General features: G+C 63.1%; 29 protein-coding genes and 1 tRNA gene. 15 read left to right on the top strand and 15 right to left on the bottom strand.

The genetic code is table 11. From position 1 onward, the window contains the following. The first annotated feature begins 36 nt into the window (after nucleotides 1-36). From KIP79_RS28875 to serS, 3 genes are all read left to right on the top strand, one after another. Nucleotides 37-501, top strand: coding sequence for a DUF4446 family protein (locus tag KIP79_RS28875; protein ID WP_214108088.1), 465 nt, complete (start codon nucleotides 37-39; stop codon nucleotides 499-501). Between the two features lie 419 nt (nucleotides 502-920). Then, nucleotides 921-1,841, top strand: coding sequence for a prephenate dehydratase (pheA, locus tag KIP79_RS28870; protein WP_214108087.1), 921 nt, complete (start codon nucleotides 921-923; stop codon nucleotides 1,839-1,841). Nucleotides 1,842-1,921: 80 nt separating this feature from the next. Next, complete coding sequence (serS, locus tag KIP79_RS28865; RefSeq protein ID WP_214108086.1) at nucleotides 1,922-3,184, top strand: serine--tRNA ligase; 1,263 nt, start codon at nucleotides 1,922-1,924, stop codon at nucleotides 3,182-3,184. 71 nt (nucleotides 3,185-3,255) lie between these two features. Here the strand turns inward: serS and KIP79_RS28860 are convergent, their stop codons facing one another. After that, on the bottom strand, nucleotides 3,256-3,459 hold the full coding sequence (locus KIP79_RS28860; RefSeq protein WP_030455233.1) for a cold-shock protein: 204 nt from the start codon (nucleotides 3,457-3,459) through the stop codon (nucleotides 3,256-3,258). 239 nt (nucleotides 3,460-3,698) lie between these two features. Here KIP79_RS28860 and KIP79_RS28855 point away from each other — a divergent pair, with 239 nt between their 5' ends. Then, nucleotides 3,699-4,526, top strand: a complete 828-nt coding sequence (locus KIP79_RS28855; RefSeq protein WP_214108085.1) for an HAD family hydrolase — start codon at nucleotides 3,699-3,701, stop codon at nucleotides 4,524-4,526. A gap of 56 nt (nucleotides 4,527-4,582) precedes the next feature. Here the strand turns inward: KIP79_RS28855 and KIP79_RS28850 are convergent, their stop codons facing one another. Then, nucleotides 4,583-5,101, bottom strand: a complete 519-nt coding sequence (locus KIP79_RS28850; protein WP_214108084.1) for a bacterial proteasome activator family protein — start codon at nucleotides 5,099-5,101, stop codon at nucleotides 4,583-4,585. A gap of 5 nt (nucleotides 5,102-5,106) precedes the next feature. Further along, nucleotides 5,107-6,054 carry an NAD(P)H-quinone oxidoreductase gene (locus KIP79_RS28845; protein WP_214108083.1) on the bottom strand — a complete coding sequence of 316 codons (948 nt, stop codon included), beginning with the start codon at nucleotides 6,052-6,054 and terminating at the stop codon, nucleotides 5,107-5,109. A 114-nt stretch (nucleotides 6,055-6,168) separates the two neighbouring features. Between KIP79_RS28845 and KIP79_RS28840 the strand changes: the two genes are divergently transcribed. The 4 genes from KIP79_RS28840 (at nucleotide 6,169) to KIP79_RS28825 (ending at nucleotide 10,654) form a co-directional block, all read left to right on the top strand. After that, nucleotides 6,169-8,328: a MinD/ParA family ATP-binding protein gene (locus KIP79_RS28840; protein ID WP_308169940.1), complete on the top strand. Its 2,160-nt coding sequence runs from the start codon at nucleotides 6,169-6,171 to the stop codon at nucleotides 8,326-8,328. 94 nt (nucleotides 8,329-8,422) lie between these two features. Continuing rightward, nucleotides 8,423-8,511 (top strand) — tRNA-Ser (locus KIP79_RS28835). 507 nt (nucleotides 8,512-9,018) lie between these two features. Then, nucleotides 9,019-10,152, top strand: a complete 1,134-nt coding sequence (locus KIP79_RS48630) for a DUF262 domain-containing protein (protein WP_214108082.1) — start codon at nucleotides 9,019-9,021, stop codon at nucleotides 10,150-10,152. 1 nt (nucleotide 10,153) lies between these two features. Further along, complete coding sequence (locus tag KIP79_RS28825; RefSeq protein WP_214108081.1) at nucleotides 10,154-10,654, top strand: HEPN domain-containing protein; 501 nt, start codon at nucleotides 10,154-10,156, stop codon at nucleotides 10,652-10,654. Nucleotides 10,655-11,019: 365 nt separating this feature from the next. On the opposite strand, the gene KIP79_RS28820 is transcribed toward KIP79_RS28825, so the two are convergent. The 3 genes from KIP79_RS28820 to KIP79_RS28805 all read right to left on the bottom strand — a co-directional run bounded on the left by KIP79_RS28820 (nucleotide 11,020) and on the right by KIP79_RS28805 (nucleotide 13,876). Next, nucleotides 11,020-11,820: an AbiTii domain-containing protein gene (locus KIP79_RS28820; RefSeq protein ID WP_214108080.1), complete on the bottom strand. Its 801-nt coding sequence runs from the start codon at nucleotides 11,818-11,820 to the stop codon at nucleotides 11,020-11,022. 330 nt (nucleotides 11,821-12,150) lie between these two features. Further along, the gene (locus KIP79_RS47475) at nucleotides 12,151-13,554 is read right to left on the bottom strand and encodes a tyrosine-type recombinase/integrase (protein WP_308169938.1); all 1,404 of its coding nucleotides are present in this window, start codon (nucleotides 13,552-13,554) and stop codon (nucleotides 12,151-12,153) included. Next, the gene (locus KIP79_RS28805) at nucleotides 13,547-13,876 is read right to left on the bottom strand and encodes an SCO3933 family regulatory protein (protein WP_214108079.1); all 330 of its coding nucleotides are present in this window, start codon (nucleotides 13,874-13,876) and stop codon (nucleotides 13,547-13,549) included. The genes KIP79_RS47475 and KIP79_RS28805 overlap by 8 nt, the downstream gene beginning before the upstream one ends. 97 nt (nucleotides 13,877-13,973) lie before the next feature. Here KIP79_RS28805 and KIP79_RS28800 point away from each other — a divergent pair, with 97 nt between their 5' ends. Then, nucleotides 13,974-14,339, top strand: a complete 366-nt coding sequence (locus KIP79_RS28800) for a winged helix-turn-helix domain-containing protein (RefSeq protein WP_250214004.1) — start codon at nucleotides 13,974-13,976, stop codon at nucleotides 14,337-14,339. 177 nt (nucleotides 14,340-14,516) lie between these two features. On the opposite strand, the gene KIP79_RS28795 is transcribed toward KIP79_RS28800, so the two are convergent. Next, complete coding sequence (locus tag KIP79_RS28795) at nucleotides 14,517-14,735, bottom strand: hypothetical protein (protein ID WP_250214003.1); 219 nt, start codon at nucleotides 14,733-14,735, stop codon at nucleotides 14,517-14,519. Between the two features lie 146 nt (nucleotides 14,736-14,881). Between KIP79_RS28795 and KIP79_RS28790 the strand changes: the two genes are divergently transcribed. Further along, a complete protein-coding gene (locus tag KIP79_RS28790; protein ID WP_214108078.1) occupies nucleotides 14,882-15,622 on the top strand; it encodes a DUF5919 domain-containing protein in 741 nt (246 codons plus the stop codon). Between the two features lie 2 nt (nucleotides 15,623-15,624). After that, a complete protein-coding gene (locus KIP79_RS28785; protein WP_214108077.1) occupies nucleotides 15,625-16,101 on the top strand; it encodes an NUDIX hydrolase in 477 nt (158 codons plus the stop codon). Here KIP79_RS28785 and KIP79_RS28780 read toward each other — a convergent pair. Both KIP79_RS28780 and KIP79_RS28775 read right to left on the bottom strand, forming a co-directional pair. Then, on the bottom strand, nucleotides 16,069-16,641 hold the full coding sequence (locus KIP79_RS28780) for an HD domain-containing protein (protein WP_214108076.1): 573 nt from the start codon (nucleotides 16,639-16,641) through the stop codon (nucleotides 16,069-16,071). The genes KIP79_RS28785 and KIP79_RS28780 overlap by 33 nt on opposite strands. 35 nt (nucleotides 16,642-16,676) lie before the next feature. Further along, nucleotides 16,677-17,186 carry a GntR family transcriptional regulator gene (locus tag KIP79_RS28775; protein ID WP_214108075.1) on the bottom strand — a complete coding sequence of 170 codons (510 nt, stop codon included), beginning with the start codon at nucleotides 17,184-17,186 and terminating at the stop codon, nucleotides 16,677-16,679. 238 nt (nucleotides 17,187-17,424) lie between these two features. On the opposite strand from KIP79_RS28775, the gene KIP79_RS28770 reads away from it, so the two are divergent. Then, nucleotides 17,425-18,150 (top strand): phospholipase D-like domain-containing protein, encoded by a 726-nt coding sequence (locus KIP79_RS28770; RefSeq protein ID WP_214108074.1) that lies wholly within the window; start codon nucleotides 17,425-17,427, stop codon nucleotides 18,148-18,150. Nucleotides 18,151-18,634: 484 nt separating this feature from the next. Here the strand turns inward: KIP79_RS28770 and KIP79_RS28765 are convergent, their stop codons facing one another. From KIP79_RS28765 to KIP79_RS50200, 4 genes are all read right to left on the bottom strand, one after another. Beyond that, a complete protein-coding gene (locus KIP79_RS28765; RefSeq protein WP_214108073.1) occupies nucleotides 18,635-19,267 on the bottom strand; it encodes a hypothetical protein in 633 nt (210 codons plus the stop codon). 220 nt (nucleotides 19,268-19,487) lie between these two features. Continuing rightward, a complete protein-coding gene (locus KIP79_RS28760) occupies nucleotides 19,488-20,288 on the bottom strand; it encodes an SMODS domain-containing nucleotidyltransferase (protein WP_214108072.1) in 801 nt (266 codons plus the stop codon). Beyond that, the gene (locus KIP79_RS28755; protein ID WP_214108071.1) at nucleotides 20,263-20,583 is read right to left on the bottom strand and encodes a GntR family transcriptional regulator; all 321 of its coding nucleotides are present in this window, start codon (nucleotides 20,581-20,583) and stop codon (nucleotides 20,263-20,265) included. The genes KIP79_RS28760 and KIP79_RS28755 overlap by 26 nt, the downstream gene beginning before the upstream one ends. Nucleotides 20,584-21,117: 534 nt before the next feature. After that, on the bottom strand, nucleotides 21,118-21,414 hold the full coding sequence (locus KIP79_RS50200; protein WP_214108070.1) for a helix-turn-helix domain-containing protein: 297 nt from the start codon (nucleotides 21,412-21,414) through the stop codon (nucleotides 21,118-21,120). Nucleotides 21,415-21,519: 105 nt separating this feature from the next. On the opposite strand from KIP79_RS50200, the gene KIP79_RS28745 reads away from it, so the two are divergent. The 3 genes from KIP79_RS28745 (at nucleotide 21,520) to KIP79_RS28735 (ending at nucleotide 23,611) form a co-directional block, all read left to right on the top strand. Further along, the gene (locus KIP79_RS28745; protein ID WP_214108069.1) at nucleotides 21,520-22,275 is read left to right on the top strand and encodes a DUF5131 family protein; all 756 of its coding nucleotides are present in this window, start codon (nucleotides 21,520-21,522) and stop codon (nucleotides 22,273-22,275) included. An 89-nt stretch (nucleotides 22,276-22,364) separates the two neighbouring features. Continuing rightward, complete coding sequence (tcmP, locus tag KIP79_RS28740) at nucleotides 22,365-23,348, top strand: three-Cys-motif partner protein TcmP (protein WP_214108068.1); 984 nt, start codon at nucleotides 22,365-22,367, stop codon at nucleotides 23,346-23,348. Between the two features lie 77 nt (nucleotides 23,349-23,425). Next, nucleotides 23,426-23,611: a transposase gene (locus tag KIP79_RS28735; protein WP_214108067.1), complete on the top strand. Its 186-nt coding sequence runs from the start codon at nucleotides 23,426-23,428 to the stop codon at nucleotides 23,609-23,611. Here KIP79_RS28735 and KIP79_RS28730 read toward each other — a convergent pair. Then, nucleotides 23,590-23,898, bottom strand: a complete 309-nt coding sequence (locus tag KIP79_RS28730) for a hypothetical protein (protein ID WP_214108066.1) — start codon at nucleotides 23,896-23,898, stop codon at nucleotides 23,590-23,592. The two genes, KIP79_RS28735 and KIP79_RS28730, sit on opposite strands and share 22 nt — an antisense overlap. A 266-nt stretch (nucleotides 23,899-24,164) precedes the next feature. Beyond that, nucleotides 24,165-24,881 carry a GntR family transcriptional regulator gene (locus tag KIP79_RS28725; RefSeq protein ID WP_214108065.1) on the bottom strand — a complete coding sequence of 239 codons (717 nt, stop codon included), beginning with the start codon at nucleotides 24,879-24,881 and terminating at the stop codon, nucleotides 24,165-24,167. Nucleotides 24,882-25,052 lie beyond the last annotated feature (171 nt).

Here is a 25,052-nt window from a genome sequence, read left to right as displayed (position 1 = left end):
TGGCGAAGCCTTGACCGTGCCGTTACTCTCAGTCGCGTGCTGGTTACTGTTGTGGTGGTTGTCGGAGTCGTTGCTGGGGTGACCGGCGTGCTCATCGGCCTGCTCGCTCTCCGGAACGCCCGCCGCGCCGTCGAGGACTGCCTCGACGTGCTGGCCCGGCGGACGGCGGCAGAGGGCGCGGTGGACGCCAAGGCGATCCGGGACGTGGCCGTCTACCGCTACGACGCGCTGGAAGAGATGACCGGCCGGCTGTCCTTCTCGGTGGCGATGATCAACGGCCTGGGCGACGGCATCGTGCTCACCTCCATCAACGGCCGCACCGAAACCCGCACCTACGTGCGCCCCGTGCGCGCCGGAAAGAGCAGCCAGCAGCTCTCCCCAGAGGAGGAGCAGGCGGTCCGCGCCGCCCGGCTCGGCCTGGGCCCGGATATCGAGCCAACCCTGACTTCGGGAGGCCTCTGGTTACGCCCCAGGAAAAGCCTGGCCTCAGGCGGCTCCTGATCGCGCCCGCCAACAGTCTGGCCTCAGGCGGCTTCTGGCCGTGCCTGCGAACAGTCTGGCCTCAGGCAGCTTCTGACCGCGCCCGCGAGCAGTCTGGCGCCGGGCGGCTCCTGACCGCCCTAGCAAACATCCTGACCTTCCGTTCGCAGCCTCGGGAGGAACGGCGTCCCACTGGTCCCGGGACAGCAAGCGCCTGCTCTTGGTTGGGTCCTGATCGCGCCCGAGCAGCCTGGCCTCGGGCGGCTCCTGATTGCCCCTGCGAACAGGTTTGCCTCGGGTTGGTCCCTGTCGAACAGCCCCGGACGGCCCTTGATCAAGGTTCGGGAAGCAGCCTGCCCCCCAGACAGTCACTGATCACGCTTCGGGAAATCGGTAAGTATTCACATACAACCACTCTGGCGACTCGCTAACCTGGAACTATGTCGAAGCTCGCCTACCTGGGCCCCGAGGGCACCTTCTGTGAGGCCGCCCTGCGCCTGCTGGCACCCGAGGCCGAGGGCCTGCCGTGCGCCAACGTCGGAGCCGCGCTGGACGCGGTCCGCAAGGGCGAGGCGGACGGCGCCGTGGTGCCGATCGAGAACTCGCTGGAGGGCGGGATCACCCAGACCCTCGACGAGTTCGCCTGGGGCGAGCCGCTGCTGATCATCGGTGAGCTGCTGCTGCCGGTCGAGTTCTCCCTGCTGGTCCGCCCCGGCACCGAGATCGGCCAGATCAAGCGCCTGGTCACCCACCCGGCCGCGCACACCCAGTGCCGCGGCTTCATCGAGCGCGAGCTGCCCGGCGCCGTGGTCATCCACGCCTCCTCCACGGCCGCCGCCGCGCAGGAGGTCTCCAACCCCGAGTCTCCGTACGACGCGGCGATCAGCCCCGCCATCGCCGGCGAGCTGTACGGGCTGGAGGAGCTGGCCTCCGGGATCGGGGACCGGGCCGACACCGTCACCCGGTTCATCCGGGTCGGCCCGCCCGGGCCGCTGCCCGAGCCGACCGGCGCGGACCGGACCTCCATGGTGGCCTTCCTCCGCGACGACCATGCCGGGGCGCTGCTGGAAATGCTGAGCGAGTTCGCGGTGCGCGGGGTCAACCTGAGCCGGATCGAATCCCGCCCGACCGGGGACGGCATCGGCCGCTATTTCTTCCATTTCGACTGCGAGGGCCATGTGGCCGACGCCCGGGTCGGCGAAGCCCTTTCCGGTTTGCACCGGATTTGTGGTGATTTGAGATTCCTGGGAAGTTATCCGCGCGCCGATCAGCTCAGCACCCAGATCCGGCCCGGAACCCGGGACACCGATTTCGCGGAGGCCGCCGACTGGTTGGCGCGAATGCGCACCGGACAGGCCTAGTTTCGAGCAATCCGAAATCTTATCCACAGGCGGGTGGCCGGAGGCGCGGGCGGTCGTCGTACCTCGGTAGCCTTTGACGTGTGATTGACCTGCGAACCCTCCGTGATGATCCGGACCGGCTCCGGGCGTCCCAGCGCGCCCGTGGTGAGGATGACTCCGTCGTTGACGCGCTGCTCTCGCTCGACGAGCGTCGGCGGTCCGCGCTGACCTCGTTCGAGTCGCTGCGCGCCGAACAGAAGAGCATCGGCAAGTCGGTGTCGAAGGCGTCCGGAGAGGAGCGGCAGGCGCTGCTCGACCGGGCCAAGGAGCTGGCCGAGCGGGTGAAGTCCGCCGAGACCGAGGCCGAGCGGCTCGGCGGCGAGCTCGACGAGCTGGCCCTGAAGGTGCCCAACATCGTCGAGGAGGCCGCCCCGGTCGGCGGTGAGGACGACTACGCGGTGCTGGAGGAGATCGGCACGCCCCGGGCGTTCGACTTCACCCCCCGCGACCACCTGGAGCTGGGCGAGCTGCTCGGCGCCATCGACATGGAACGCGGCGCCAAGGTGTCCGGCTCGCGGTTCTTCTTCCTCCGGGGCGTCGGCGCCCGGCTCCAGCTCGGCCTGCTCAACATGGCCATGCAGCAGGCCATCGAGGCCGGCTTCACGCCGATGATCACCCCGGTGCTGGTCAAGCCGGAGTCCATGCAGGGCACCGGATTCACCATCGCCCACGACAGCGAGATCTACCGGCTGCCCGAGGACGATCTGTATCTGGTGGGCACCTCGGAGGTCCCGCTGGCCGCCTACCACGCCGACGAGATCCTCGACCAGGCGTCCCTGCCCTATCGGTACGCGGGCTGGTCCTCCTGCTTCCGCCGCGAGGCCGGGTCGTACGGGAAGGACACCCGCGGCATCATCCGGGTGCACCAGTTCGACAAGGTGGAGATGTTCTCCTACTGCCGCCCCGAGGAGTCCCAGGAGGAGCACCGGCGCCTGCTGGCCTGGGAGAAGGAGATGCTGGACAAGGTCGAGCTGCCGTACCGGGTGATCGACACCGCGGCGGGCGACCTCGGCATGTCGGCGGCCAGGAAGTTCGACTGCGAGGCGTGGATCCCCAGCCAGGGGCGGTATCGGGAGCTCACCTCCACCTCCAACTGCACGACCTTCCAGGCCCGGCGGCTGAAGGTCCGCTACCGCGACGACGACGGGCGTCCGCAGATGGTGGCCACTCTCAACGGCACGCTGGCCACCACCCGGTGGATCGTGGCCATTCTGGAGAACCACCAGCAGGCCGACGGTTCCGTCGTGGTGCCCAAGGCGCTCCGGCCGTACGTGGGGCTCGACGTTCTGGAGCCGCTCAAATAACGCGAGAGCCACCCAAACAACGCTGAAGGCGGGGCCCTTAGGGAGGGCCCCGCCTTCAGTGTGTCAGTGGTTTAGAGGGCGCGCACCTGCGAAGCCTGGGGCCCCTTGGGGCCCTCGGTGACCTCGAACTCCACGCGCTGGCCGTCCTCCAGGTTCCGGTAACCGGAACCCGTGATCGCGGAGAAGTGGACGAACACGTCCGGCGCGCCGCCGTCCGGGGCGATGAAGCCGAAGCCCTTTTCAGCGTTGAACCACTTGACGGTTCCCTGAGCCATTAACGCTCTCCCTAAGGAAGTGAATCGTGGGGTACACACCTCGCGCACCCCGGTGTGTCGCACAGCTCCCCGGGTGGCTCATATCAGTCGAACTGGTTTCGCTTGCGGGAACAGCTAATACAACGCCATGCCATCTAACACTATGGCGGACCCGGGGTGTTCCATGTCCGGGGGAGAATTCTTCTCCCGACATGCCCTTGTCCGGCGCGTGAGCATCACCCGGCAAACTGGAACGTGTTATGGCCAACCCGCAGCTTCACCATCGACCGTCCCGCCCGCCCCGGCTGATCGCCACCGACCTCGACGGCACCGCGCTCCGCTCCGACGGCACCGTCTCGCCGCGTACCGCCGCCGCCTTCGCCGGGGTCGAGCGGGCCGGCGCCATGCTCGTCTTCGTGACCGGCCGCCCGCCCCGCTGGATGCACGCCGTGGCCGACAAGGTCCGCCACCACGGGCTGGCCATCTGCGCCAACGGCGCGCTCGTCTACGACCTGCACAACGAGACCATCGTGGAGTCCCACCTGATCGAGCGGCCCGTGCTCGACGAGGTGGTACGGCGCCTGCGCGAGGGCGTGCCGGAGCTCAGCTTCGCGGTGGAGTACGAAGTGGGCTTCGCCTACGAACACGCCTTCCGCGTCGGCGACTGGGACCACGAGGCCGTACACGGCACCAGGGTGGCGCCGGACACGCTCACCGCTCTGCCCTGCGCGAAACTGCTCGCGCTGCGCCCGGGAAACGACGCGGACAGCCTCTTCCGCCAGGTGGCGGACCTGGTGGGGGATCTGGTCACACCGACCCACTCCAGCGGGCGGGCGATGATCGAGATCAGCGCGCGAGGGGTGACCAAGGCGACCGCGCTGGCGGGGCTGGCCGCCCGGCACGCCATCCCGCCCGAGGACGTGGTGGCCTTCGGGGACATGCCGAACGACCTGCCCATGCTCAGCTGGGCGGGCACCTCGTACGCGGTGGCCAACGCGCACAGCGACGTGCTGGCCGCAGTGGACCATGTCACGGCGACCAACAACGACGACGGGGTGGCGCTGGTCCTGGAACAGCTCTACGGGTGAGCCGGGGGGTGTTGAACAAGAGATGAGGCCGGGGGGAAACCGGCCTCATCCGGTCGTCACAGGTAGGGGCCGGGCGAGCGCTGGTGGACCTGGTCCTCTGCGGCTTGGGAGAGGCCGCCGGGCAGGGCACGACGCATCTGCTCCAACTGGGCGCGAGCCGCCATCTGCTGGGCGAACAGCGTGGTCTGGATGCCGTGGAACAGGCCCTCCAGCCAGCCGACCAACTGGGCGTGGGCAACGCGCAGTTCGCCCTCGCTGGGCGGGTCGCCCTCGTCGGTGAACGGCAGGGACAGCCGTTCCAGTTCGTCCACGAGTTCGGGGGCAAGACCGTCTTCCAGCTCCTTGATGGAGCTGGCATGGATCTCCTTGAGCCGCTTGCGGCTGGGCACGTCGAGCGGCGCCGCGCGGACCTCCTCCAGCAGCTGGCGGATCATGCTGCCGATACGCATCACCTTGGCCGGCTGCTCAACCAGGTCAGCGATGGACCGCTCCTCGGGTTCCCCCTGGTCGGCACCGACCGAAAGCCCCTCGGGGCCGACGACCACCACGTGCGGGGTGCTCTCCTCAGCGTTCATAGCTCTCAACTTACTAGCAGGATCTTCCCGACGTGTTCCCCAGATTCGAGCAGCCGGTGCGCCTCGGCCGCGTCCGCCATCGGGATCCTGGCGTGCACGACGGGCCGGATGGCGCCCGCGCTCACCAACGGCCAGACATTGTCCGCCACACCCCGGCAGATGACGCCCTTCTCGTCCACCGGCCGCGCGCGGAGCCCGGCGGCGTGCACCGAGGCGCGCTTGGCGAGCAGCTTGCCGAGATCGAGCTCGCCGACGGCGCCGCCCTGCAACCCGATCACCACCAGGCGGCCGCCGACCGCCAGCGAGTTCACGTTCTGCTTGAGGTATTTCGCACCAATGATGTCGAGAATCACGTCCGCGGTTCGGGTAGAGAAGTCCTCTTCTCGGTAGTTGATTCCTTCATCCGCTCCCAGCTCCAGGCAGCGCCGTACCTTCTCGTCCGATCCGGCGGTGACGATCACCCTCGCGCCGTACGCCTTCGCCAGCTGGATGGCCATGGTGCCGATGCCGCTGGCGCCGCCGTGCACGAGCAGGGTCTCGCCCTTGCGCAACCGGGCGGCCATGAAAACGTTGGCCCAGACCGTACAGGCGACCTCGGGCAGGGCAGCCGAGTCCACCAGCGCGGTGGGCGCGGGCATCACCTGCTGCCAGGGCACCGCCACGCGCTCGGCGTATCCGCCACCGGCCAGCAGCGCGGTCACCTGGTCGCCGACCCTCACCGTGTCGACATTCGCGCCGACTTCGGAGACCGTGCCGGAGCATTCCAGGCCCGGAATCTCCGAGGCGCCCGGTGGCGGGGGATAGAAGCCCTGCCGCTGGAGGAGATCTGCCCTGTTCACGGCGGAAGCGGCCACGTCAATGACCACTTCGTCCGGTCCAGGAACCGGGTCGGGGACTTCCTGCCAGGTAAGAACTTCGGGACCGCCGGGGGCCGAAATGAGGATGGCGCGCATGTCACCTAAAGTAACGGAGCGGCGAACTCGACCGTTGGTCACGTTCGTTGTGTTACGGGGCGCTAACCTTCAATGTGGTTGCTGCCCCTTTAGCCCATCCCGAGGGGGAACACGGTGGCAAGACACGATCGTGAGGATCCCCATTCTCTCGAAGACCAGCTGGCCTGGCTTGACGCGATCAAGGAGATGCCAGACGAGGTCGACATCGCGGTGAGCGCGGTTACCGCTTCGTCTTTGGCGAGCGGTACGTCCACGCTGGGCACGCCGCCGCCTCCTCCCGCCGAGGAGGCTCCTTCGCCGTACCCCAAGGACCCGTGGCTGTCCGTACCCGCCGAGCCGGCGCCGCTCTTCCGGACCTCGGTCGAGGCCGACGCGCCCGCCGCTCCCGCGGACGACGACGCGCCGACCAACCCGCCCGGCGGGACGCCGCCCTTCGGCGCGGGGCGCGGGGCGTTCGGGGAGTCCCCGGTCGACACCGACTCCTACAACGTCGGCGCCTTCGCCGAGGAGAAGCGTGCGGCCCAGGCGTCGCCCGCCTTTGAGCCGTACGAGTCGTACGAGGAGAGCGCGGAGGAGCCGGTTCGGGGCTGGCTGGAACCCGCGCGACCCGTCACGGAACCCGACTCTGGTGAATCCGAACGCTTCACTGGACCGATCCCGGGATTCCCGGGCGAGCACAGCACCGAACGGTTCGGGTCCCGTGACTTCGGCAAGCGCGACTTCGCGGGGCGGGACACCGGAGAGTTCGGGTCACGCGGGGACTTCGGACAGCAGGACAACACCCTCGGCTTCGGCGCCGACTTACGCAAGCGCGAGGAGTTCGGCACCGGGGGCGAAACCCAGGACGATCCCTTCGCGGCACGGGACACCCCCTTCGGACTCGGCGACAACGCCTTCCGGTCGCGGGACACGCGCGAACCCCGGACCCTCGACTCGGCCGGATTCCCCGAGCCTCGTGATCTCCGCGCCCAGGCGCAGGAGTCTCGCGAGGTACGGGACCTGCACGACGTACGGGACTCTCGGGACGAATCGAGCGGGCCCTTCGGGGTCATCCCCGGCGCTCTCGGGACTTCCGGCGCTGATGAGGCGCGAGGCGAACGGTTCGGCGGCTCACTCCGCGACGACCTCGCCTTCGAGCGCGACCGGGATCGGGATCGTGACCACGATCGCGACCGTGGCCGGGATCGCGATCTGGGAGAGCAGGAGCGGGAGCCGTACCAGCCGCGGCGTCGTCAGACCGCCCCTCCCGTCTCCGCGTTCAACTCCCCAACGCGTACCACCTCAAGCCGGTCGAGTGGCAAACCATCCGCCGACAGCCTGGACCCGCTCAGCCTGCTCAAGGGCCGCCGCAACGCGCCCGAGAACGGCTGGCGCCGTCTGATCTACAAGGCCTCCGCCGGTCTGATCAAGCCAGGCGAATCCTCCGAGGTCCGCCGCCGCCGCGACCTGATCGCCCGGGCCCGTACGCCCGTCGCCGCCGGCCACCACCGGGTCGCCGTGCTCAGCCTGAAGGGCGGCGTCGGCAAGACGACCACCACCGTCGGCCTCGGCGCCACGCTCGCCCAGGTCCGCGGCGACCGCGTCATCGCCGTCGACGCCAACCCCGACCGTGGAACGCTCTCCGACAAGGTCGAACTCGAAACCTCCGCCACCATCCGCGACCTGCTCAACGAGCGGGCCCAGATCCGGCGGTACGCCGACATTCGATCCTTCACCTCGCAGACCCAGTCACGCCTGGAAATCCTCGGCTCCGACCGCGACCCCTCGGTCTCGGAGGCGTTCTCCGCCGCCGACTACCAGGCGGTCTCCCAGGTCCTGGAGAACTTCTACTCGATCTGCATCACCGACTGCGGAACCGGCCTCCTGCACTCCGCCATGTCCGGCGTGCTCGGCCTGGCCGACCAGCTCGTCCTGGTCAGCTCCCCCTCCGTGGACGGCGCCCGCGCCGCCTCCGCCACCCTCGACTGGCTGGAGGCCCACAACTACGCAGACCTCGTCAAAGCGGCCTCTGTCGTGCTGTGCAGCGTACGCCCCCGTTCCAAGTCCACGGTCGACCTCAACCGCCTGGAAGCCCACTTCGCGGCCCGCTGCCGGGCCGTCATCCGCGTGCCGTACGACCCGCACCTGGAGGAAGGCGCCGAAATCGACTTGGACCGCATGCTCGACTCCACCCAGGAAGCCTTCCTCAAACTGGCCGCCTCCGTCGGCGACGGCTTCGCCGGCCCCCAGTCCCTAACCGAACGCCGCTACTCCGAAATCCCCGACCAACTCTGACCCACCTTCTCTCCCGCTTCCCGCTCGAAGCGGGAGAGATCGTTTCCTGGTCGCGCCCCCACCCCTGACGCACTACAGTGCATCTGACACACCAGGAGAGCTCGCCTAGTGGACGATGGCGGCGGTCTTGAAAACCGCTAGGCCGGGCAACCGGTCTCGTGGGTTCGAATCCCACGCTCTCCGCCCTACCTCCTGAAACAGCATCTACCAGCGCATACGCTTCTTGGCAGCCATCGTTGATCGCCCGCTTGATGTGCAGCTATGAGCCAGTTGTAGCCCCTGTTCGTCGTTGCTCCCGGGATATGTCCGGGATGGATGATGGGCGTGTTTCCCCTGCTCAGCGGCGGAAATGGAAGAGGGCCCCGGGATGTCCCGGGGCCCTGCTACGGCTCGGCCGGCGCCGCCCTGGTCGAAAGCCTACGATGAATGGCAGATGGCCGACCGCTACCTGTCGGAAGGATCGATGGCACTGCTGACCGACACCGCCACCCAACTGGTGGCACAGCCCGACCTACTCACGGCATAGTCAAACCGGCAGAGCCGCACGCGACGCCTGAACTACACCACTCAGTGGGACGTGACCCGGTCGCGCCATCGCTGCTTCTCGGACAACAGGAGTGGTCAACTCTCTGCAATCACACGGCAGGTAAATCACAGACATCTGGACAGGACTGCCTGTACGCTTCCAGCGTGAACGATCAGCAGGAGTCCCCTCCAGAGAACGCCGATGTCGAAGAGCCGATAGAGCTAATCGAACAAGAAAAACTGGACTTGCTTGAGGCAGAGCCGACGCCAAAGCAGGTAACCTATTCTGGTCAAGACTTCGACGTAGAAGGCCTAGTGCGTCGTCTCAATAAGAACGATATTCTTGTTCCAACGTTCGGCCACGATGACAAACGAATCTCGTCGGCAGGGTTCCAGCGTGCATTTGTTTGGACGCGCCCTCAAATGGACAGGTTTATCGAGTCGCTGCTTCTGGGTTACCCCATCCCAGGGATTTTTTTGGTTCGTCAAGCGGATCGACGGTATCTAGTACTCGATGGGCAGCAGCGATTGCGTACGCTCCAGCGATTCTATGATGGAACATTTGAAGGCAAGCAATTTGCCCTGAGCAATGTGGGGGAACCGCTCAAAGGCCTAACATACGAGACCCTTCCAGAGGACCAGCGGCGCCTCTTGGACAACACGTTCTTTCAAGCAACTATCGTCGATACAGACGGTTCACGCGAATCCCTCGAAGTTGTATATCAGATTTTCGAGCGCCTGAATTCGGGAGGCACTCAACTCACCCCACATGAGATACGGGTGGCTCTCTATGCGGGTCCATTCATCGACTTCCTAGAGAAGTTGAACCAGGGCCAGGACTGGCGAGCAATCTATGGAAAGCCATCCCCTCGCCTGCGCGATCAGGAGCTTATCCTAAGAATCCTCGCCCTCTATGCCAGCGCTCCAACCTATAAAAGGCCACTAAAAGTATTTCTGAACAACTTCGCAGCGCAACACCGGACTCTGCAGCACCTAAATACAGCGGTGCTTGAGGACTTGTTCAAGCGCACGAGTCAGCTAATCGCAGAGGCCGTAGGGCGCAAGGCGGTGCGATTCCAGAGTAGCCAAGTAAACGCAGCGCTAACTGAGGCGTTGTTCGTTGGGCTTATGCGTCGTCTTGACTTCGACCGAGAAATTACTGCCGATGGCGTTGCAATCGCGATCCGAGAGATCCAGAGTGACCCAACGCTTCCTGCAGCAATTAGCCGCTCGACCGCCGACGAGGAGAGCGTTAAGGCCCGTCTAGAGACAGCAACGAGACGATTCGCGAGAGCTTAGAATGGGCGGCGTGATTGCATGGCCATCGCTTACACTTCAGAATCTCGATAGGAAGCTGAATTCGCTGGCCAAGCTCGTGGAGTATCCGGCACCCGAAGAGCCGGACCAGGTAACGCAAGCTTTAGCTAGATTCCTAGTTGTTCGCACTTGCGGGCATCTCGAGAAGACGGTACAAGAATGCTTTCAGGTATATATCGAGCATAAGTCCTTTGGGAGAGTACGCCTCTTCTCAAGGTCTTGGACCGCGCGCATTAACAATCCCGAGCCTGAGCGCCTGATCGAAATGGTTGGTAGGTTCGGGCCTGAATTGCAGCGGGATCTGCGTGAGTTATTTGAAAACAATGATTCGGAGTTAAAAAGAGAGATCTCTCTCCTTATCAATAAAAGGAATCTGATAGCGCACGGCGAGAGCGAAGGTGTTGGATCCCGGAAAGCGCTGGATCTGCTCAATTACTCTCAGTTATTGACAGATTGGTTCATTCTGAATTTCGACCCTCGCTGAGAGGGATCGCGACCCAATTGCCATGTGGAGTTGAAAGCCTTAGCGAGAACGCTGAAGAGGGGTGTGTATCCGCCTCTGGCACGGCCACGAAGAGATCAGTATACGCTTACGCTGCGTCCGCCACACCGCCGGCCCCCACCGCTTCGCTGCTCTACGGGTGCTTCGCATGGGCGTTGGCCGCTGTGGTCTGTTGGGTTCGCTCGTGACGCTCTCCGGTGGCCCGGGATTATCTTATGTGAGTAGTGGTGCACAGCTTGCGCTCGGATGCAGGTCAGAGCCTTTTGGTGAGGGATTCCGGCCCTGAGGTGACCGTGATTGAAAGACGCATTGGCTTGTAGCTGGTGGCGCATATCCGGGCGTAAGGGTCATCCAAACGTCCACCCCTGCACTTGCATCAAGGCAAAGACCGCTCCGGCGATGGTGATCAGTCCCACGATGACAGCTGCGGCGAGACGTAGCGAGTACCTAGGCTCTCCCTCTTCGTCTGCTGACAGGGTCGTCTCCACGGTGCTGCCACTCTGGGGAGCAACAAAATTGATTTTGTTGCGTTTCCCGGTCACGGCGAAGTTGATGGCGTTGGTTGCCACCTCCGCTGGCGGTGTCTCTGCGCCATCCGGGAGGTTCGCGTTGATTTCAGCCACCATAACGACGAGCGTCGTGCGGACTTGCTCGACTACGCCCTCAAATGCCACTGGCGCGACAGCCCAGTAAAGCCGTTCGATGTGTCCGTTAGCCATCTCCTTGAGGTTCATGTAATGCACCAGATCGGCGGCACCCCTTGGTTGCAGCTTTACGACCTCGTCTGAGCTGGTGGACTGACGAGCGAGCTTCTCGATCTCCGCGATTCCCATGTAGAGGTTCAGATCATTGTTGATGCTATCTTGGGCGAAATCCGGCAACTGCGAGGGGCTAACTTGCCGCCCCTTGATCGCCCACCGCATATTCATCATGTCGACATGCAGCGGTGCAACGATTTTTCGATACTCGGGCAGTTCTTCGTCAGGTTTGTAACCCCGCAGTTCTCGGGCGGCCCAGTCGCTAAGCTCAGCCGAGCCTGCTCGTCCGCCAAGGGCGATCACCTTCCGCAGAAGATCAGCGATGGCCGTGCGATGATCCAGGGCGCCTGCCTCGATTTCTTGGAGGAGACGATGCGAACGTTTGGTCACGTAGTGAGAATACCTTGACCGCCACAGCAGGCCGGTCAAGCATCGACGCCGAAGATTGCACGCGGTTTGGCGAGCTTGTATGTACGATCAGTCGTCGACACACGCTTGAGAAGGTTAGATCGCGGGGCTTCTGCCGCAGTTGGGCCCACGCTGAACGCCTGGATCACCACCCGATCTTCTAAACGCCATTTGACCAGCGCATACGCCTCTCATCAGCCTGGTTGAGCGTTTGCTCGATGTGCAGCAGTGAGCTGTGCGCAGTCCTCGTTTGTCGTTGTTCCGGATAGGAGGGACCCGAGATGGTCGAGACCCTCGGATGACTCCTCCGTCTCATGGCCCCAGCGCATCGCTGATGCGCTGATTGGCGATTTCGGCGCCACCATCGATGCACTTGGCGTAGACCTTCAAGAGGACATCAACACCGTGCCCTGCCCGGTCGGCGACCTCAGGCGCGGCCACACCTGCGTTGAGCCACAGCGAGACGGCCGCGTGACGCAGGTCGTATGGACGCCCAGCCAAAGGGGAGGCGACTTGCTCGGGCCTGAAGGCAGTGTGGCGCGCCTTCCTCCATACGTTGCAGTAGGTGCCGATCGAGATAACGCCCCCGCGTGAGGTACGGAAGAGTCGGCCGTCCGGGTTCACGCCGAACTCTTCGATATGGGCACGGAGGATTGTCACCAGTTCCGGGGGTATCGGCACGGGACGACCCTCTTCGCTGGCTCGGTGTTTCAGCCCTCGGTCGTCGTGTGCATCCCCACTGTTCGTCCATCGCTTGTTGGCTTGCGGCTTGGACTTGGCGAGGACGAGAAGGCCCCAGCCTGTCGCGGGTAGGTAGCAATCGGCTTCACGGAGGCCGAGCGCTTCTGCTGGGCGGAGCGCCGCGAAGTAGAGGCACGTGAAGAAAGCCCGGAGATGCCTGCCACGATCGAGGCGACCAACGTAGGTAACCGCGTTGAGAAGTTCGCGCGCCTGGCTCGGATTGACGACTACGCGCCTGTCCACCACTTCACGGACTTTAGGCGGCTTCCACGCCTTGACCTTGTCGATCGGATTGGATGGCAGTTCCTCTAGATCTACCGCGTACTGAAGAACGTTGTAGAAGACCGATCGCTTACGGGCGATCGTTGTTGCCGCCGCGGCTTCACCGTCCAGCTGTGGAACGATCTTGAAGTCGATCACCCACGGCGTACCGGATTCCAAGCGGCCCACCGTCACGCCGAGCAACTCGGTTGACGGCGGAAGCTGATCAATCTGTACGAGTGGGTCACGCACGGTCGCGGCGAGGACTACCCGACCCGGGCGAGGTGACGAGGCCCGTACGGCGTGGACTCCCCAGGAGTGCGCGAGTCGTTCCGCAGCTTCGGAGTAGTCAGCGGGAGTCTGGCCTTCAAGGGTGTGCACCGTGACGCGCCACCCGTGCCGGGTGGGCATCGGCAGCCACATGAACGGGCGAGTGTCGACCGCGACCCGCTGGAAACGCCGCTTGACCTTGACCAGGCCGGTGGAGGCGACGCTTCCAGGTACGAGGGTGAACCAGTAGCGTTGCCGCTTCTTGGTCAGCCCGCAGCCCAGGGCGACCCGCCGCCAGGAGGCCCACACCGACAGCGCGGCCAGCGGATAGCCGACCGCCGGCCAATAGGACCGGTAGTGGAGTCGGCGCCAGGTCGGCAGCCCCGCCGCCGCGATGAGCACAGCGGCGAGGACCATCAGCGGGAAGTGAGCGGACTCAGGCACCGTCGACCCCTCGGGCGGGTGTGAAGGCGGTGGCCCGGTAGGAGATCCCCCAGCGGCCGGAGATCTCCCAGACGTAGCCCGCCAGGTCGACCGGGATCACCTCGTCTCCGGAGGTGATGGGCGGCTCACCGGAGACGGCGACCTTGACCAGTTCGATCCGGCCCGAGGTGTCTTCCACCGAGCAGATGACCTCGTAGACGACCTGTCCGGTCTTGTCGGTCTTGATCTCTCCGGTGTCCTTGTTGATCAGGCGGGGGCGCGGCTGCTTCACGCAGGTGAAGGTGAGCCTGTTCGTGTCGACGGGGATCGGGATGGTTCGCATGTCGTAAACCTCCTTAGCTCACGGTCAACATAGTTGACCTAGTTGGCTTGGTTGTCAATGTGCTCGTGGTTGGCTTGGTTGGGTTGCGCGTGGTGAGATGAGCGCGATGGTCAAGAAGACGGGCAGGCCCGGATACCTTCAGATCGCCGACGAACTGCGGGAGCGGATTCGCGGCGGACTTCTCGCGCCCGGCGAACCGTTGCCCTCCACCGCCCAACTGGCCGAGCAGTTCGACGCCTCGCTGTCGGTGGTGAAGATGGCCGTGGGGATCTTGCGCAACGAGGGTCTTGTCGTCGGCCAGCAGGGCAAAGGGGTGTTCGTCTGCGAGGACGGGCAGCCAGCGCAGGATGCGGACCTACGGGCCGAGGTCACCGCCCTGCGTAGTGCCGTGCAGAACCTGACCCGCCGCCTGGAGCAGATCGAGGCCGCGTTGCCCGCCGCCGATCCGAAGGCGAGCGATTAAGGCGGTTGTCGCGGACGTAGCAACCGATCACCCGCCGGGCCAGTGCTGAGGAGACGGTCGGCGCGTGCGGTGGCAGGTGCCGGCTGTGGTCTTCCCGGTGCATTCCGACCAGGACCACGACGAAGCCGATCAGTACGGCAGCGGCCAAAATCACCGCGATGATCAGCGGAAGCCAGCTCATGACGCGGTCCCCACGATGGGCGTGCGGTGCGGGTCACGCGGAGGACGTCGGCTGAGGTTGCGACGCCGCTTGAGACGCAGCCGGGCCGCCTGACGCTTGGCCCAGCGCTCCCGGGCCGCGCACTTGCGGCAGAGCTTCTGACCTTCGGCCAGGGCCGCCCCGCAGATGCAGACCGGCGGGGGTTCCTCACCTGGGGCGGTAATCGTGTTGGTCAAGATCACTCCTCCTTTCCTCGGCGGGTTGGGGCTCCTTACCGAGGGTGCGAGGAAGTGTCAGGACGAGATCACTACACGACCGGACGTGTGCAAGACGTCCGGCTTAGGATGAACGAGTCCCCGAACGTCCCAGGCGGGCAGGTGAGATGGCGAACGAGCGACTACGCGCGGCTCTTCTGGAGCGCGGGGTGAGCGTCGCCGAACTGGCCGCAGCCATCGAGGTGGACCCCAAGACCGTCGAACGGTGGATCACCAAAGGCCGCGCCCCGTACCGAAAACACAGGTACGCGGTCTCCTCACATCTCGGGATGGACGAGTCCTATCTCTGGCCGGAAGCGCTGACACGTGAACAGGTGGCCTCAGCGTCAGAGAGCGAGATCGTCAACATCTACCCACATCGCTGGACGGTCCCTCGTGACACCTGGGGACGTCTGTTCTCCGACGCCGCCGAGCAAATCGGCATCCTGGTCTACAGCGGCATGTTCCTCGCCGAGGATTCCGGGCTGGTCCGGGTTCTCGGCGAGAAGGCCCGCACCGGCGTCCAGGTACGGATTCTTCTCGGCAACCCCGACAGCGCGGAAGTCGCCCAACGAGGCGCGGACGAGGGCATCGACGAAGTGATGGCGGCCAAAGTCCGCAACGCTCTGGTCCTCTACCGGCCCATCCTTCGGATCGACGGCGTACAGATCCGACTGCACAGCACGATCCTCTACAACTCGATCTATCGCGCCGACGACCAGCTTCTCGTCAACACGCACATCTACGGCGCCCCCGCGGCCAACGCCCCGGTTCTGCATCTACGACGGGTCGCCGGCGGTGACATGGTGACCACCTACCTGGAGAGCTTCGAGCGCGTATGGTCCGAGGCCACCCCGGTAGAGTCCTGACCATGAGCAAACGGATCGACTTCTACGACGACCCCGACGCTCCCGCACCCAACAGCCTCGTCCCCTCGGTCAACGTCGTGGTGACGAACCTGGCCGGGGACGTTCTGATGATCCGCCGCAGCGATAACGGGAACTGGGCCGTGCCCGGGGGTGCGATCGATCTCGGCGAGTCACTCCCCGCCGCAGGCGTTCGCGAGACCCTCGAAGAGACCGGCATCGTCTGCGAGATCACGGGCCTGGTCGGAACCTACACCGATCCCCGGCACGTAATCCTCTACACCAGTAACGGCGAGGCCCGGCAAGAGTTCTCCATCGTCCTCACCGCCCAGGCCGTCAGCGGCGAGCCCACCCCGAGCAGCGAATCAACCGAGGTTCAATGGGTGCCGCGCGACCAGGTGACCGGCCTGAAGATGGATCGCTCGATGCGCCTGCGGATCGGCCACTACCTAGACCAGGCAGTCAAGCCGCACATCGGATAGCGCCAACCGTGATTCAACGGATCGCACGGCCGACAGAATGTGCGGCTCAGCCCGATTGATGCACCAGGTGACTTCGTCGTCAGGTCCGTAGCGCGAGCGGATCTCGGCCAGCCGATCGATCACCGTCAACGGCAGCCCATCGGGGCTGGTGGTCATATCGCAGAACGTCAGCGCTTCCACCAGGTCGCCGCGCTCTTTGGGGAATTCACCGGTGAGGATGTCGAGGAGGCCACGCTGGCCGGCCTCGATCTCAGCGCAGGTGTGGTGAGCGACCAAGCGGCACAGGAGTTCGTCGGCGCCGTGGACATCGCGGAGGTAACGAGCACCGTCGATCGGATGGAATCCGGCGTCGATCAGGTCAGGGGCATACCCGATGTCGTGCAGCCACGCGGAAGCGGCCAGGATCTCAGCGTCCTTACGGAGAATCGGCGCCAGCGATTCAGCGCGACGCCCGACGCCCTGCGAGTGCTCCCAACGGCGCGGCAGATGCTGCTCCAAGACCTTGCGTGCCAGCTCACGAGCCCATTCGACTTGTCTCATGCTGTTCACGATAGGTAGGTGACCCCGGGGGACATCTAGTCCCGGTTACTGGACGTCCCGGGACGTCCTATTTCCGCAGGTGCGCGCCGGGTGACATACCGGCCCTTGCCTTGTCTCGTCTCCAGAAGTCCCTCACGTTCGAGAACCGCCAGAGCCGAGCGCACGGTGTACCGGGAAATACCGAGCTCCTGCCGCAACATTGCTTCGCTGGGCACCAGGGCACCTGGCGGCAGGAGACCGGTCTGGATTCGCTCGCGGAAAACCCGGGCGATGCCCTCGTACTTGTACCGATCATGCTGAGGATCGCTTCGTCCTACGACGCGCCACCCTTTGGACGGGATGGTGTCGAGTAGCCCTTCGTTCTTGAGTTCGACAAGCGCCCGACGGAGGGTGTTACGAGCGACACTGAATTCCTTACAGAGAACTCCCTCCGATGGGAGCAGCGATCCTGGCTGATACTCGGCCGCCACGATCCTCGCCCGGATCTCCTCGACGATCCTCGGGTAGATGCGCCAACCGCTCAGCCGCTCAGGATCGCTGTTCATCCGACCCTGCCCGGAACGCGTGACCTGACGTCACGATTGGCGTGCCGACGCTTCAGGGGATCTACCTCCAGCTTGGTCCAGCCGAGCGCCGGTTGGGCTGATCGGTAGGGCGAGCGGGCGGGGTTCATGCTGGTTGAGCCTCTGACAGGAAGAAGGACCTATCCACCCCACACGAGGGACGTCTAGGGACTTCTTATGTTAGCGTCGCTGGCAGAGCCCACGCCCACGAGAGGTGCCCGTGAGCGAGAACCTGCGATACGCCCTGATCAAAGCCCGCCTACGGCCCATCGACGTAGCATCCGCGCTCGCCGTGGACCCCAAAACCGTCGACCGATGGCTCAAAGGGCGCATCCCCTACCCACGACACCGCTGGGCCATCGCCGACCTCCTCCAACTCGACGAAGGCGAACTCTGGCCGGAAACGGTGCCACGCCGTCAACACCTCTCCAACGAGATCCTTGCCGTCTACTCCCACCGTTGGGCCGTCCCGCACGCCACCTGGCAAGCCCTCTTCGAGAACGCCACCGAGGAAATCGGCATCCTCGCCTACAGCAGCCTCTTTCTCGCCGAAGACACTGGACTCCTCCACACCATCGCCGACCGGGCCCGCAACGGCGTAAGAGTCCGCATCCTCCTCGGCGACCCGGAAAGCGAAGAGGTGGCCACCCGAGGAACCGACGAGCGTATCGGCAGCGACACGATCTCTGCCAAGATCCGCAACGCGATCACCCTCTTCCAGCCCCTTAGAGGACTCCCGGGAACCGAGTTCCGCTTCCACCGCACCGTGCTCTACAACTCGCTCTACCGCGCAGACGACGAACTACTCATCAACACACACGTCTACGGGACACCAGCCTCCGACGCCCCCGTCGTTCACCTCCGCGCCAACGGAGACCAGGGCAGCTTCCCCATGTACATGACCAGCTTTGAACGAACCTGGGAGACAGCCAACCCAGGTACATGATCGAAAGAAACTTATCCCTACACAATCAAGCCGCCGCCCCGTGGGCGTCGGCGCGCGGTACGGCCTGGCGCGGCCGGGCGTGCGGCCTCTCCGGGCCGGTCCCGGCCACGCCACCTCCCCGCGCCTGACTCAGAGACGGCGGGTTGACCTCGTAGCAGGAGGAAGCAGATCCCGGGACGCGACGACTTCGTCGACCAAGCAGGAAGAGCGGGCTTCCTTGCCTCCGGCGGGGAGCCCGAACCCGAGGTGATCGTGGGTGCACGAGGCGACGGGTTCATGGATGGATGGTGGCGGGGGATCACCTCGGACACCGTCGTCCCAGGCAAGCCCGCAGGCCGGCGACTCCGGCTCAAGCCCGGCTGTGCACGTAGGGCTACCAGCGGGCGAGGAAGGTCACCCGGGGACATGTACCCGCGAAGCCAGGCTCGCCCCTCCGGTGCCGGCATGCTGCCCCTCCAGGGTTGGACGACGGCGTAAGAGGTGATCAGGCGGGTTCTTCTTGCTGGCTTGTTTGCAGGTGAGGGCTGCGCCTCTTCCATAGCGCATTTAGGCTGTCGCGTTCTCGGAGATAGAGCTTCCTGGGAACAGGAGGGGTCAAAGCTGTGGCGACGGAGTAATCTCCGAAAACGGCATATAGTGCTTCGGCAGCGTCTCCCCTTAGCTGGACCTCCGAGTAGATTTCAAGGGCATTAAGACGTCGGTCTACAAGCTCGATCTTCGACTCTGCCGACCTCCACGCAATAATTTCGTTAATTTGAGTTATTGTCGCACCGAATACTGTGAGTGCGACGAGAATCCTGGCTGTTATCAGTTGATCGTCGTTTGATGCGAAAGGTATGGCAAGGAAGGTCGCGATAATGATAGCGACGAAGTAGATGGCCAGATTTCGGATCGCCTGCTTGGCGCTTGCGCCATACAGGCATTTCCCCCAGAATGCATTCTCTTGCAAGTGTTCGCGTAGACGAATGGGGCCATGCGGGGATTTGCTTGCAAAGTATGTGGGGTCTACTTCGGGCTTTTTGTCGGATTGAGGGCGATCGTTCATTCGGTGGAGAAGGTTGGTAAGGTCGATGCTCTCACTCGCCGAACCAAGAGCATCAGAAAGCAGGCCGCGCATCCGGCCTTCGTCGCCAATTGTTTGACGGTTCTTAGCCTGGTGCCTAATCACCCAAGACGCGCTTTGCGTGCCGAGGGATATTAGCGCCAATATGTAGGCGATTGTTGTCGGAGTGAATATTGAAACAATGGCGGAGGCGAGGGTTATTATTTGGACTTGCCGGCTAATGCGGAATCCTTTTGACGCCCTGTGTAGCTGATCATCGGCGAGTGCGATAAATTCAAGGGCGGGAGATGGGGAATTTTTCACCAAAGAGTGCTTTCCAGAGTGGTTCGGGGCGTGTTGCGAATGATGCCTTCTTCGCTAGGTCGTGTGCAGCCTGAAGCTCCTCGGCTGAGCCGCTTGACTTCGTGGCCTTCTGTGCTGCCTGGCCTAGGATGCTTACGATCCCGTCCGGGTATGATGGCATCTCATATTTGCACGCATCAAGTGCCATCTGTTCGATGTAATAGGCGCCGATGTTGTGGTCGTTGACCCGATCCCACCACTTCATAATGCGTATAAGTGTGGTGAATTTTGGGCCCAATATGTTGCTTTTTAGGTTGATCTCGATATCGCGTTGCCCTGCTGTGTATGGAAGCCACGCGGCGAGTGCCCTGTTGGGCATCAAAAGTTTCGTTTTAGAGGTATTGTCTTGAACTATTGGAATAAGGTCTACGGATGGCCAGTCCGGGAATATCAGCCTGACCGAGCCATCTGATGTTTGGATGTTTTTGGTTACCGATTTGCCAATATGCTCAGTCTCGGCAATTATTTCCGCTGGGCCGCCGTTTGTCGCCGCTCTCTCGTTGAACCTGACCGCCAGGTCGATATCTGAATAGATGCGGATCGCTGTAGATCTTGCTATCGATCCAGTTACAGTACAGGTCAACACTTGGGGATGTTGAGATATTTGGCTTCGCAGCTTCCTTGTCCTTTCTAGTGCCGTCTCTAGTTCCTTGTTGGCGAGCCTTATCTGGTTATCGAACCGTTCAAAGTTTATGTCGAGCGAGCTTTTAGTTGCGTTCCCGTTTAGACTCAAGGTTGACAGGCTCTTTCTGGTTGTTGGCTAGTTGGAGTCTTTTTCTATCTGTTATGTAGGTGCCCTTGGCCGGCAGCGTGATGACCAGACCGCGTTGCCTCAGTTCTTCCACGGCCCGGCGCACTGTGCCGAGAGCGACACCGTATTCTTCGGCAAGGTCACGTTCTCCCGGTAGCCGGTTCCCGGTAAGCAGTTCGCCAGCTTGGATTCGTGCGGTTATGTGGTCGGCTAACCGCATATAGACGTAGTTCACGACACCCGGTTCGTCCGGGTCGTAAGGGGGCACCTGGCTCATAGTGATTAGCCTAGAACGTTACTGAGCTGCATGACTAGTCAGGAAGCGTCATGCCGCTCTACACCGCTTCATGACGCGCTTAGGTCTAGCTATCGAGTATGCCCTAGACACAAGTGGGCTCGGTTCGAGAGCCCGCACACAGTTGGCTCTTTCGAAGAAACATGGGAAGCACGGGAGTTGGTGAGCGGAGATAGGGGAAGACCCTTGGGGCGCTGCCCCAAACCGCGAGGGCTCCTGCTCTGGGAAGCTTTCAAGATCCCGGGCTTGGGTTCTTAGGTAGTAGCTGAGGTGGGAAGCCCTGATGTTCCCGTCCGCCATCAACCTGGGCAAGCCCAGCAGACCCCGGTGTTCCTCCAGAACAAGCCCGGCTGTTTAGGTAGGGCAACCAGCAGGCGAGGAAGGTCACCGGGGAGCATGTACACGCGAAAGCCGAGCTTGACCTTCCGTCACCGGCCTGACGCCCCTCTGTGGCGGGTCGATAGCGGACGGGAAGATCAGTACAAGGGTAGCGGTGCGGACCGCACACGTTGCAAGTCAAGGGCGGTCCCGCGCTCGCTCGCCGGCCTCGTGCTTCGCCTCCCATACGGCAGTGTCGAAGTCTGCAGGTCGAACATTCAAAGCGCGGAGAAGGGCTAGCACAGTGAAGTAGCCAGGCTCTACGGTCCGTCCAGTCTCGATCTTGCGTAGCGTGGCCAAGGTCACCTGAGCTCGCGTTGCCAACTGCTCCTGTGTGTATCCGGCATCGACGCGAAGTGCTCTCAGATGGCGCGATAGGCGAACTGCGTGGTCTGCATACTGACTCGCTTCCCGTCTCTTCCGTCCTACAGCCACTGCCCAACCAGCCTCAGTGATAGTTTAATACCGCTATAAATTTATCACCTCTTCTATTGATCAACTCCAGGTGCGCGGGCTAACCTGCCCAAGGAGGTCGAGAGCATGGCGACACGGACAGCTATCGAATGGACCGAGGTCACATGGAATCCCACCACAGGCTGTGATCGGATATCGGCAGGTTGTGACAACTGCTACGCGCTTACTCTTGCCAAGCGGCTCAAGGCGATGGGTGCCGCTAAGTACCAAAATGATGGGGACCCGAGAACCTCGGGTGAGGGATTCGGCCTCACGGTCCACCAGGCTGCACTGCGTCAGCCGTACACATGGCGGACACCGCGGGTTGTGTTTGTCAACTCAATGAGCGATCTGTTTCATGCGAAGGTGCCCCTAGAGTTCATCCGTGACGTCTTCTCAGTGATCGCCGACACCCCGCAGCACACCTACCAGGTACTAACCAAGCGCTCAACGCGGCTCCGCAAGCTGGCGGACAAACTGGATTGGCCTCCGAACCTGTGGATGGGCGTCTCGGTAGAGAACGACAAGGTCCTCTACCGAGTCAAAGACCTCTGCACAGTCCCGGCCTACGTACGGTTCCTGTCCTGTGAGCCTCTTCTCGGTTCCCTGACTGGTCTCGACCTAGATGGGATTGGATGGGTCATCGCAGGCGGCGAGTCAGGGACTGGCCATCGCCCCCTGGATCCAAGCTGGGTGCTCGAGATTAGGGATGAGTGCGTACGAAACGACGTGCCCTTCTTCTTCAAGCAGTGGGGAGGACGGACGCCGAAGCAAGGTGGACGTCACCTTGAAGGACGACACTGGGATCAGATGCCAGCGCTGCCCAAAGTGGCCCGTGCATAAATGCCAGCGAAGGCTCTTCGCGATCTATAGACAGTGGACCGTTCCTAAGTATTTCATGTCTCCTAGGCAAGGAACCGCAAGGAGACGCGATGCCGCGAGACTGGGGATGGTGGACTGAGCAGAAGCTCGACATCCTGTCGGACTATCTGGCCGCTTTCACGACGGCCTCCACTCGAGCTGGGACAACCGTTTACCTGGACCTGTTTGCAGGTCAGCCAGAGAATGTCAGCCGCGAGCGCTCTGGCCACATAATCAGAGGCTCAGCACGTCGGGCTCTTGACACGAGCCCCCCGTTCACAGTGCTCAAATTCTTCGAGCTGTCCAACAACGCCGCTGCTTTGGACCGCACCTTACGCGGTGAGTATCCCGACCGCAACTTCCAGGTGGTGCCAGGTGACTGTAATCAGGCGATTGACCAGGTACTACACGACCTCCGCCCTCTCAACTGGGCGCCGACCTTCGCCTTCCTGGATCAGCAATCTACGGAAGTAAAATGGACCACGCTTGAGCGCCTGGCGGGCCATAAGAGGGCCAACAAGCCCAAGGTGGAACTATGGCTCCTGTGTGCAAGCGGGCTATTGCCTCGAGGCTTGCGGTTGCGTCAAGCGATGGTTGACGACGACGTCGCTGATCAAATGACCTTGATGTTCGGCACCACGCAGTGGCACGATGCGCTAATCGCGACACGTGAGCAGAGGCTATCTGGTGCTCAGTTTCGCGATGAACTCACCAATCTGATGCGGTGGCGCCTGGAACGAGATCTCGGCTACAAGAGCACCCGTGTTTTCAAGATCAAGAACACCGGAGGTAGTGAGATCTTCGACATGATCTTTGCGACGGATCACGCAGTCGGTGACAAGATCATGAAATCGGTATATTCCAAGGCCATGAAGCGACAGGGTGCCTTGCAGGAGAGAGCCAGGCAGCAACGTAAGCAGAGCCGCGAAGAGAAAGACGGCTATGTCGGGTTGTTCGATGTCGACGAGGTAATGCCGACTCAGACCCGTGGCTTCACGGTTCACACGGAAGACGTGCCGGCTCGGCCGCCATACAGGCGGGTAGATCGTGAGTGACCACCTGATGTTCCCCGGCTTCCGTGGAGTCGCTTTGCTTGACTTGTGTGCCATTGACCCCTCGAGAAGAGGTCGGTATGCCACGCAAGGGCTACCCATCGGAGTTTCGCCGTAAGGTGCTGGATCTGGTCGAGGCCGGACGGCCTGTCCGGGATGTTGCCCGTCTGGAGATCAGCGAGCAGACGATCTACGTCTGGCGCAGGCAGGACCTGATCGACAAGGGGCGGTTACCCGGAGCGATTCACTCATCTTTAGTGGTGTAGATCCCCAGACACGAAAGATGCCCGTCTTCGATGAAGAGAAGAACGCCGGCCTCGTTGCCTTGCACACTGGCAGAAACCAGTACGTCGTCCTGGATAGGGGAGTCGAGCGCGCGAGGTCCTGTTCCTGGGCGAAGATCCACCGTCGCGCATCCGCGTCCACAGCGCCCGGTGATGACTGCCGAAGGGACCTGAGCCCGAAGCTCGTTCGCGCCTGAGAAGTTCTGCCCGAGGAGCGCCAGAATGACCGCCTGCTCCTCGGTCGTCAGATGGCGTTCGCGGGTCGACACCTCGTCAAGGTAGCGGATCGGGTGCGCGGGATATGCCGGTCGACGCTTGCCTCTTTGTTGCTCGATCAGGCCTGGTCTGGCTTGACGCTCGCCTCAGCGTGATAGGGCGCGGCGGCACGGGACGACAAAGGGGAGAAGAGAGGAAAGACCCTCGTCGTGCGCTCATGCCGCCGCGCGGGTTCCTCCGCATGTCTACGACCACGCAAGCGACCGAGAAGACGCGCCCGCGAGAGGACTGGATAACTCAGGGCGTTTGCGGAGGAAGATTATTGGTGTGGATTCGCGCACCCCTCGGGCGGCTCCCAGCCAGGGAATCCCAGGTGCACGGCAAGTTGCATTTCCAGGTCTGGGATCGAGTCGGAATTTATGAAGTACGGCAGCTCCCGGCGGACTCCTGTAATGCTCTTGGTAGGCCAGAAATGTGGTGGCACTGCGAAGGTGCCCCAGTTGATCAGCATGTAGGCCCAGCCGCTGAAGTGAAGCCGCATCAAGATGGAGCGGGCGGTTTCGTAGCTCGCTCCGAACTCGGTACGCAGGCTCTTGAGAGTGGCCACGCGGGTGTGCGGAGCGATCTCTCCCCGCTGGATTCTCCCGATGATGGAGTCGACCGCGTTCTTCTTCTGGTTGGCTACTGAGGGCAAGGATTGGACCTCATCGCTGGGAGCACCGACCACGTACCCCAATCCGATGACCGCCCGGATGAGGCCGAGGCTGCGAAGTTCGCGCTGTGCGCGTACTGCCGTGCCCTTGCGAACGGAGTGGTCCCGCATCAGTTCCCGAACGGTCGGAATGCGAGCTCCCTCCGGAAGGTCGCCGTGGTCGATCCGCTCTATCAAGAGCTTGGCGATGTCGCGGAAATCACCGGAGGTGCCGGCCACACCGCATGACACGTCCGCCAGGACACTGCCCGTGCCCTGCATCGAGGAACGGGCGCTGTCTCGGCGAGCGGAATTATCGGGGACAATTATATCCAGCATGGTCATTCTGGGGATCGTCTCTCAGTTGTGGGGAAGAGCCTGATCATTCCTTAGCCTGGATCTTTCGTGATCTTCCCGTGGTCGGTTGAATGGTCCGGCTGAGCGTTGATTGCGTGATCGGGTCAGTGTTGTGGCCCGGCTGTCGTGCCGGGTTGACGGGGATCCACGGGCCCGCGG

It is taken from the genome of Acrocarpospora catenulata, from assembly GCF_018476525.1.
Lineage (GTDB): Bacteria > Actinomycetota > Actinomycetes > Streptosporangiales > Streptosporangiaceae > Acrocarpospora > Acrocarpospora catenulata.
This window is presented reverse-complemented; position numbering and strand designations above follow the sequence as displayed.

Excerpts from the sequence above, each read along its gene's own strand:
- pheA (WP_214108087.1), top strand. The coding sequence starts at position 921 with ATGTCGAAGCTCGCCTACCTGGGCCCCGAGGGCACCTTCTGTGAGGCC.
- KIP79_RS28860 (WP_030455233.1), bottom strand. The coding sequence starts at position 3,459 with ATGGCTCAGGGAACCGTCAAGTGGTTCAACGCTGAAAAGGGCTTCGGC.
- KIP79_RS28855 (WP_214108085.1), top strand. The coding sequence starts at position 3,699 with ATGGCCAACCCGCAGCTTCACCATCGACCGTCCCGCCCGCCCCGGCTG.
- KIP79_RS28850 (WP_214108084.1), bottom strand. The coding sequence starts at position 5,101 with ATGAACGCTGAGGAGAGCACCCCGCACGTGGTGGTCGTCGGCCCCGAG.
- KIP79_RS28845 (WP_214108083.1), bottom strand. The coding sequence starts at position 6,054 with ATGCGCGCCATCCTCATTTCGGCCCCCGGCGGTCCCGAAGTTCTTACC.
- KIP79_RS28825 (WP_214108081.1), top strand. The coding sequence starts at position 10,154 with ATGGGCGGCGTGATTGCATGGCCATCGCTTACACTTCAGAATCTCGAT.
- KIP79_RS28805 (WP_214108079.1), bottom strand. The coding sequence starts at position 13,876 with ATGCGAACCATCCCGATCCCCGTCGACACGAACAGGCTCACCTTCACC.
- KIP79_RS28800 (WP_250214004.1), top strand. The coding sequence starts at position 13,974 with ATGAGCGCGATGGTCAAGAAGACGGGCAGGCCCGGATACCTTCAGATC.
- KIP79_RS28790 (WP_214108078.1), top strand. The coding sequence starts at position 14,882 with ATGGCGAACGAGCGACTACGCGCGGCTCTTCTGGAGCGCGGGGTGAGC.
- KIP79_RS28785 (WP_214108077.1), top strand. The coding sequence starts at position 15,625 with ATGAGCAAACGGATCGACTTCTACGACGACCCCGACGCTCCCGCACCC.
- KIP79_RS28780 (WP_214108076.1), bottom strand. The coding sequence starts at position 16,641 with ATGAGACAAGTCGAATGGGCTCGTGAGCTGGCACGCAAGGTCTTGGAG.
- KIP79_RS28775 (WP_214108075.1), bottom strand. The coding sequence starts at position 17,186 with ATGAACAGCGATCCTGAGCGGCTGAGCGGTTGGCGCATCTACCCGAGG.
- KIP79_RS28765 (WP_214108073.1), bottom strand. The coding sequence starts at position 19,267 with ATGCGCGGCCTGCTTTCTGATGCTCTTGGTTCGGCGAGTGAGAGCATC.
- KIP79_RS28755 (WP_214108071.1), bottom strand. The coding sequence starts at position 20,583 with ATGAGCCAGGTGCCCCCTTACGACCCGGACGAACCGGGTGTCGTGAAC.
- KIP79_RS28745 (WP_214108069.1), top strand. The coding sequence starts at position 21,520 with ATGGCGACACGGACAGCTATCGAATGGACCGAGGTCACATGGAATCCC.
- tcmP (WP_214108068.1), top strand. The coding sequence starts at position 22,365 with ATGCCGCGAGACTGGGGATGGTGGACTGAGCAGAAGCTCGACATCCTG.
- KIP79_RS28735 (WP_214108067.1), top strand. The coding sequence starts at position 23,426 with ATGCCACGCAAGGGCTACCCATCGGAGTTTCGCCGTAAGGTGCTGGAT.
- KIP79_RS28725 (WP_214108065.1), bottom strand. The coding sequence starts at position 24,881 with ATGACCATGCTGGATATAATTGTCCCCGATAATTCCGCTCGCCGAGAC.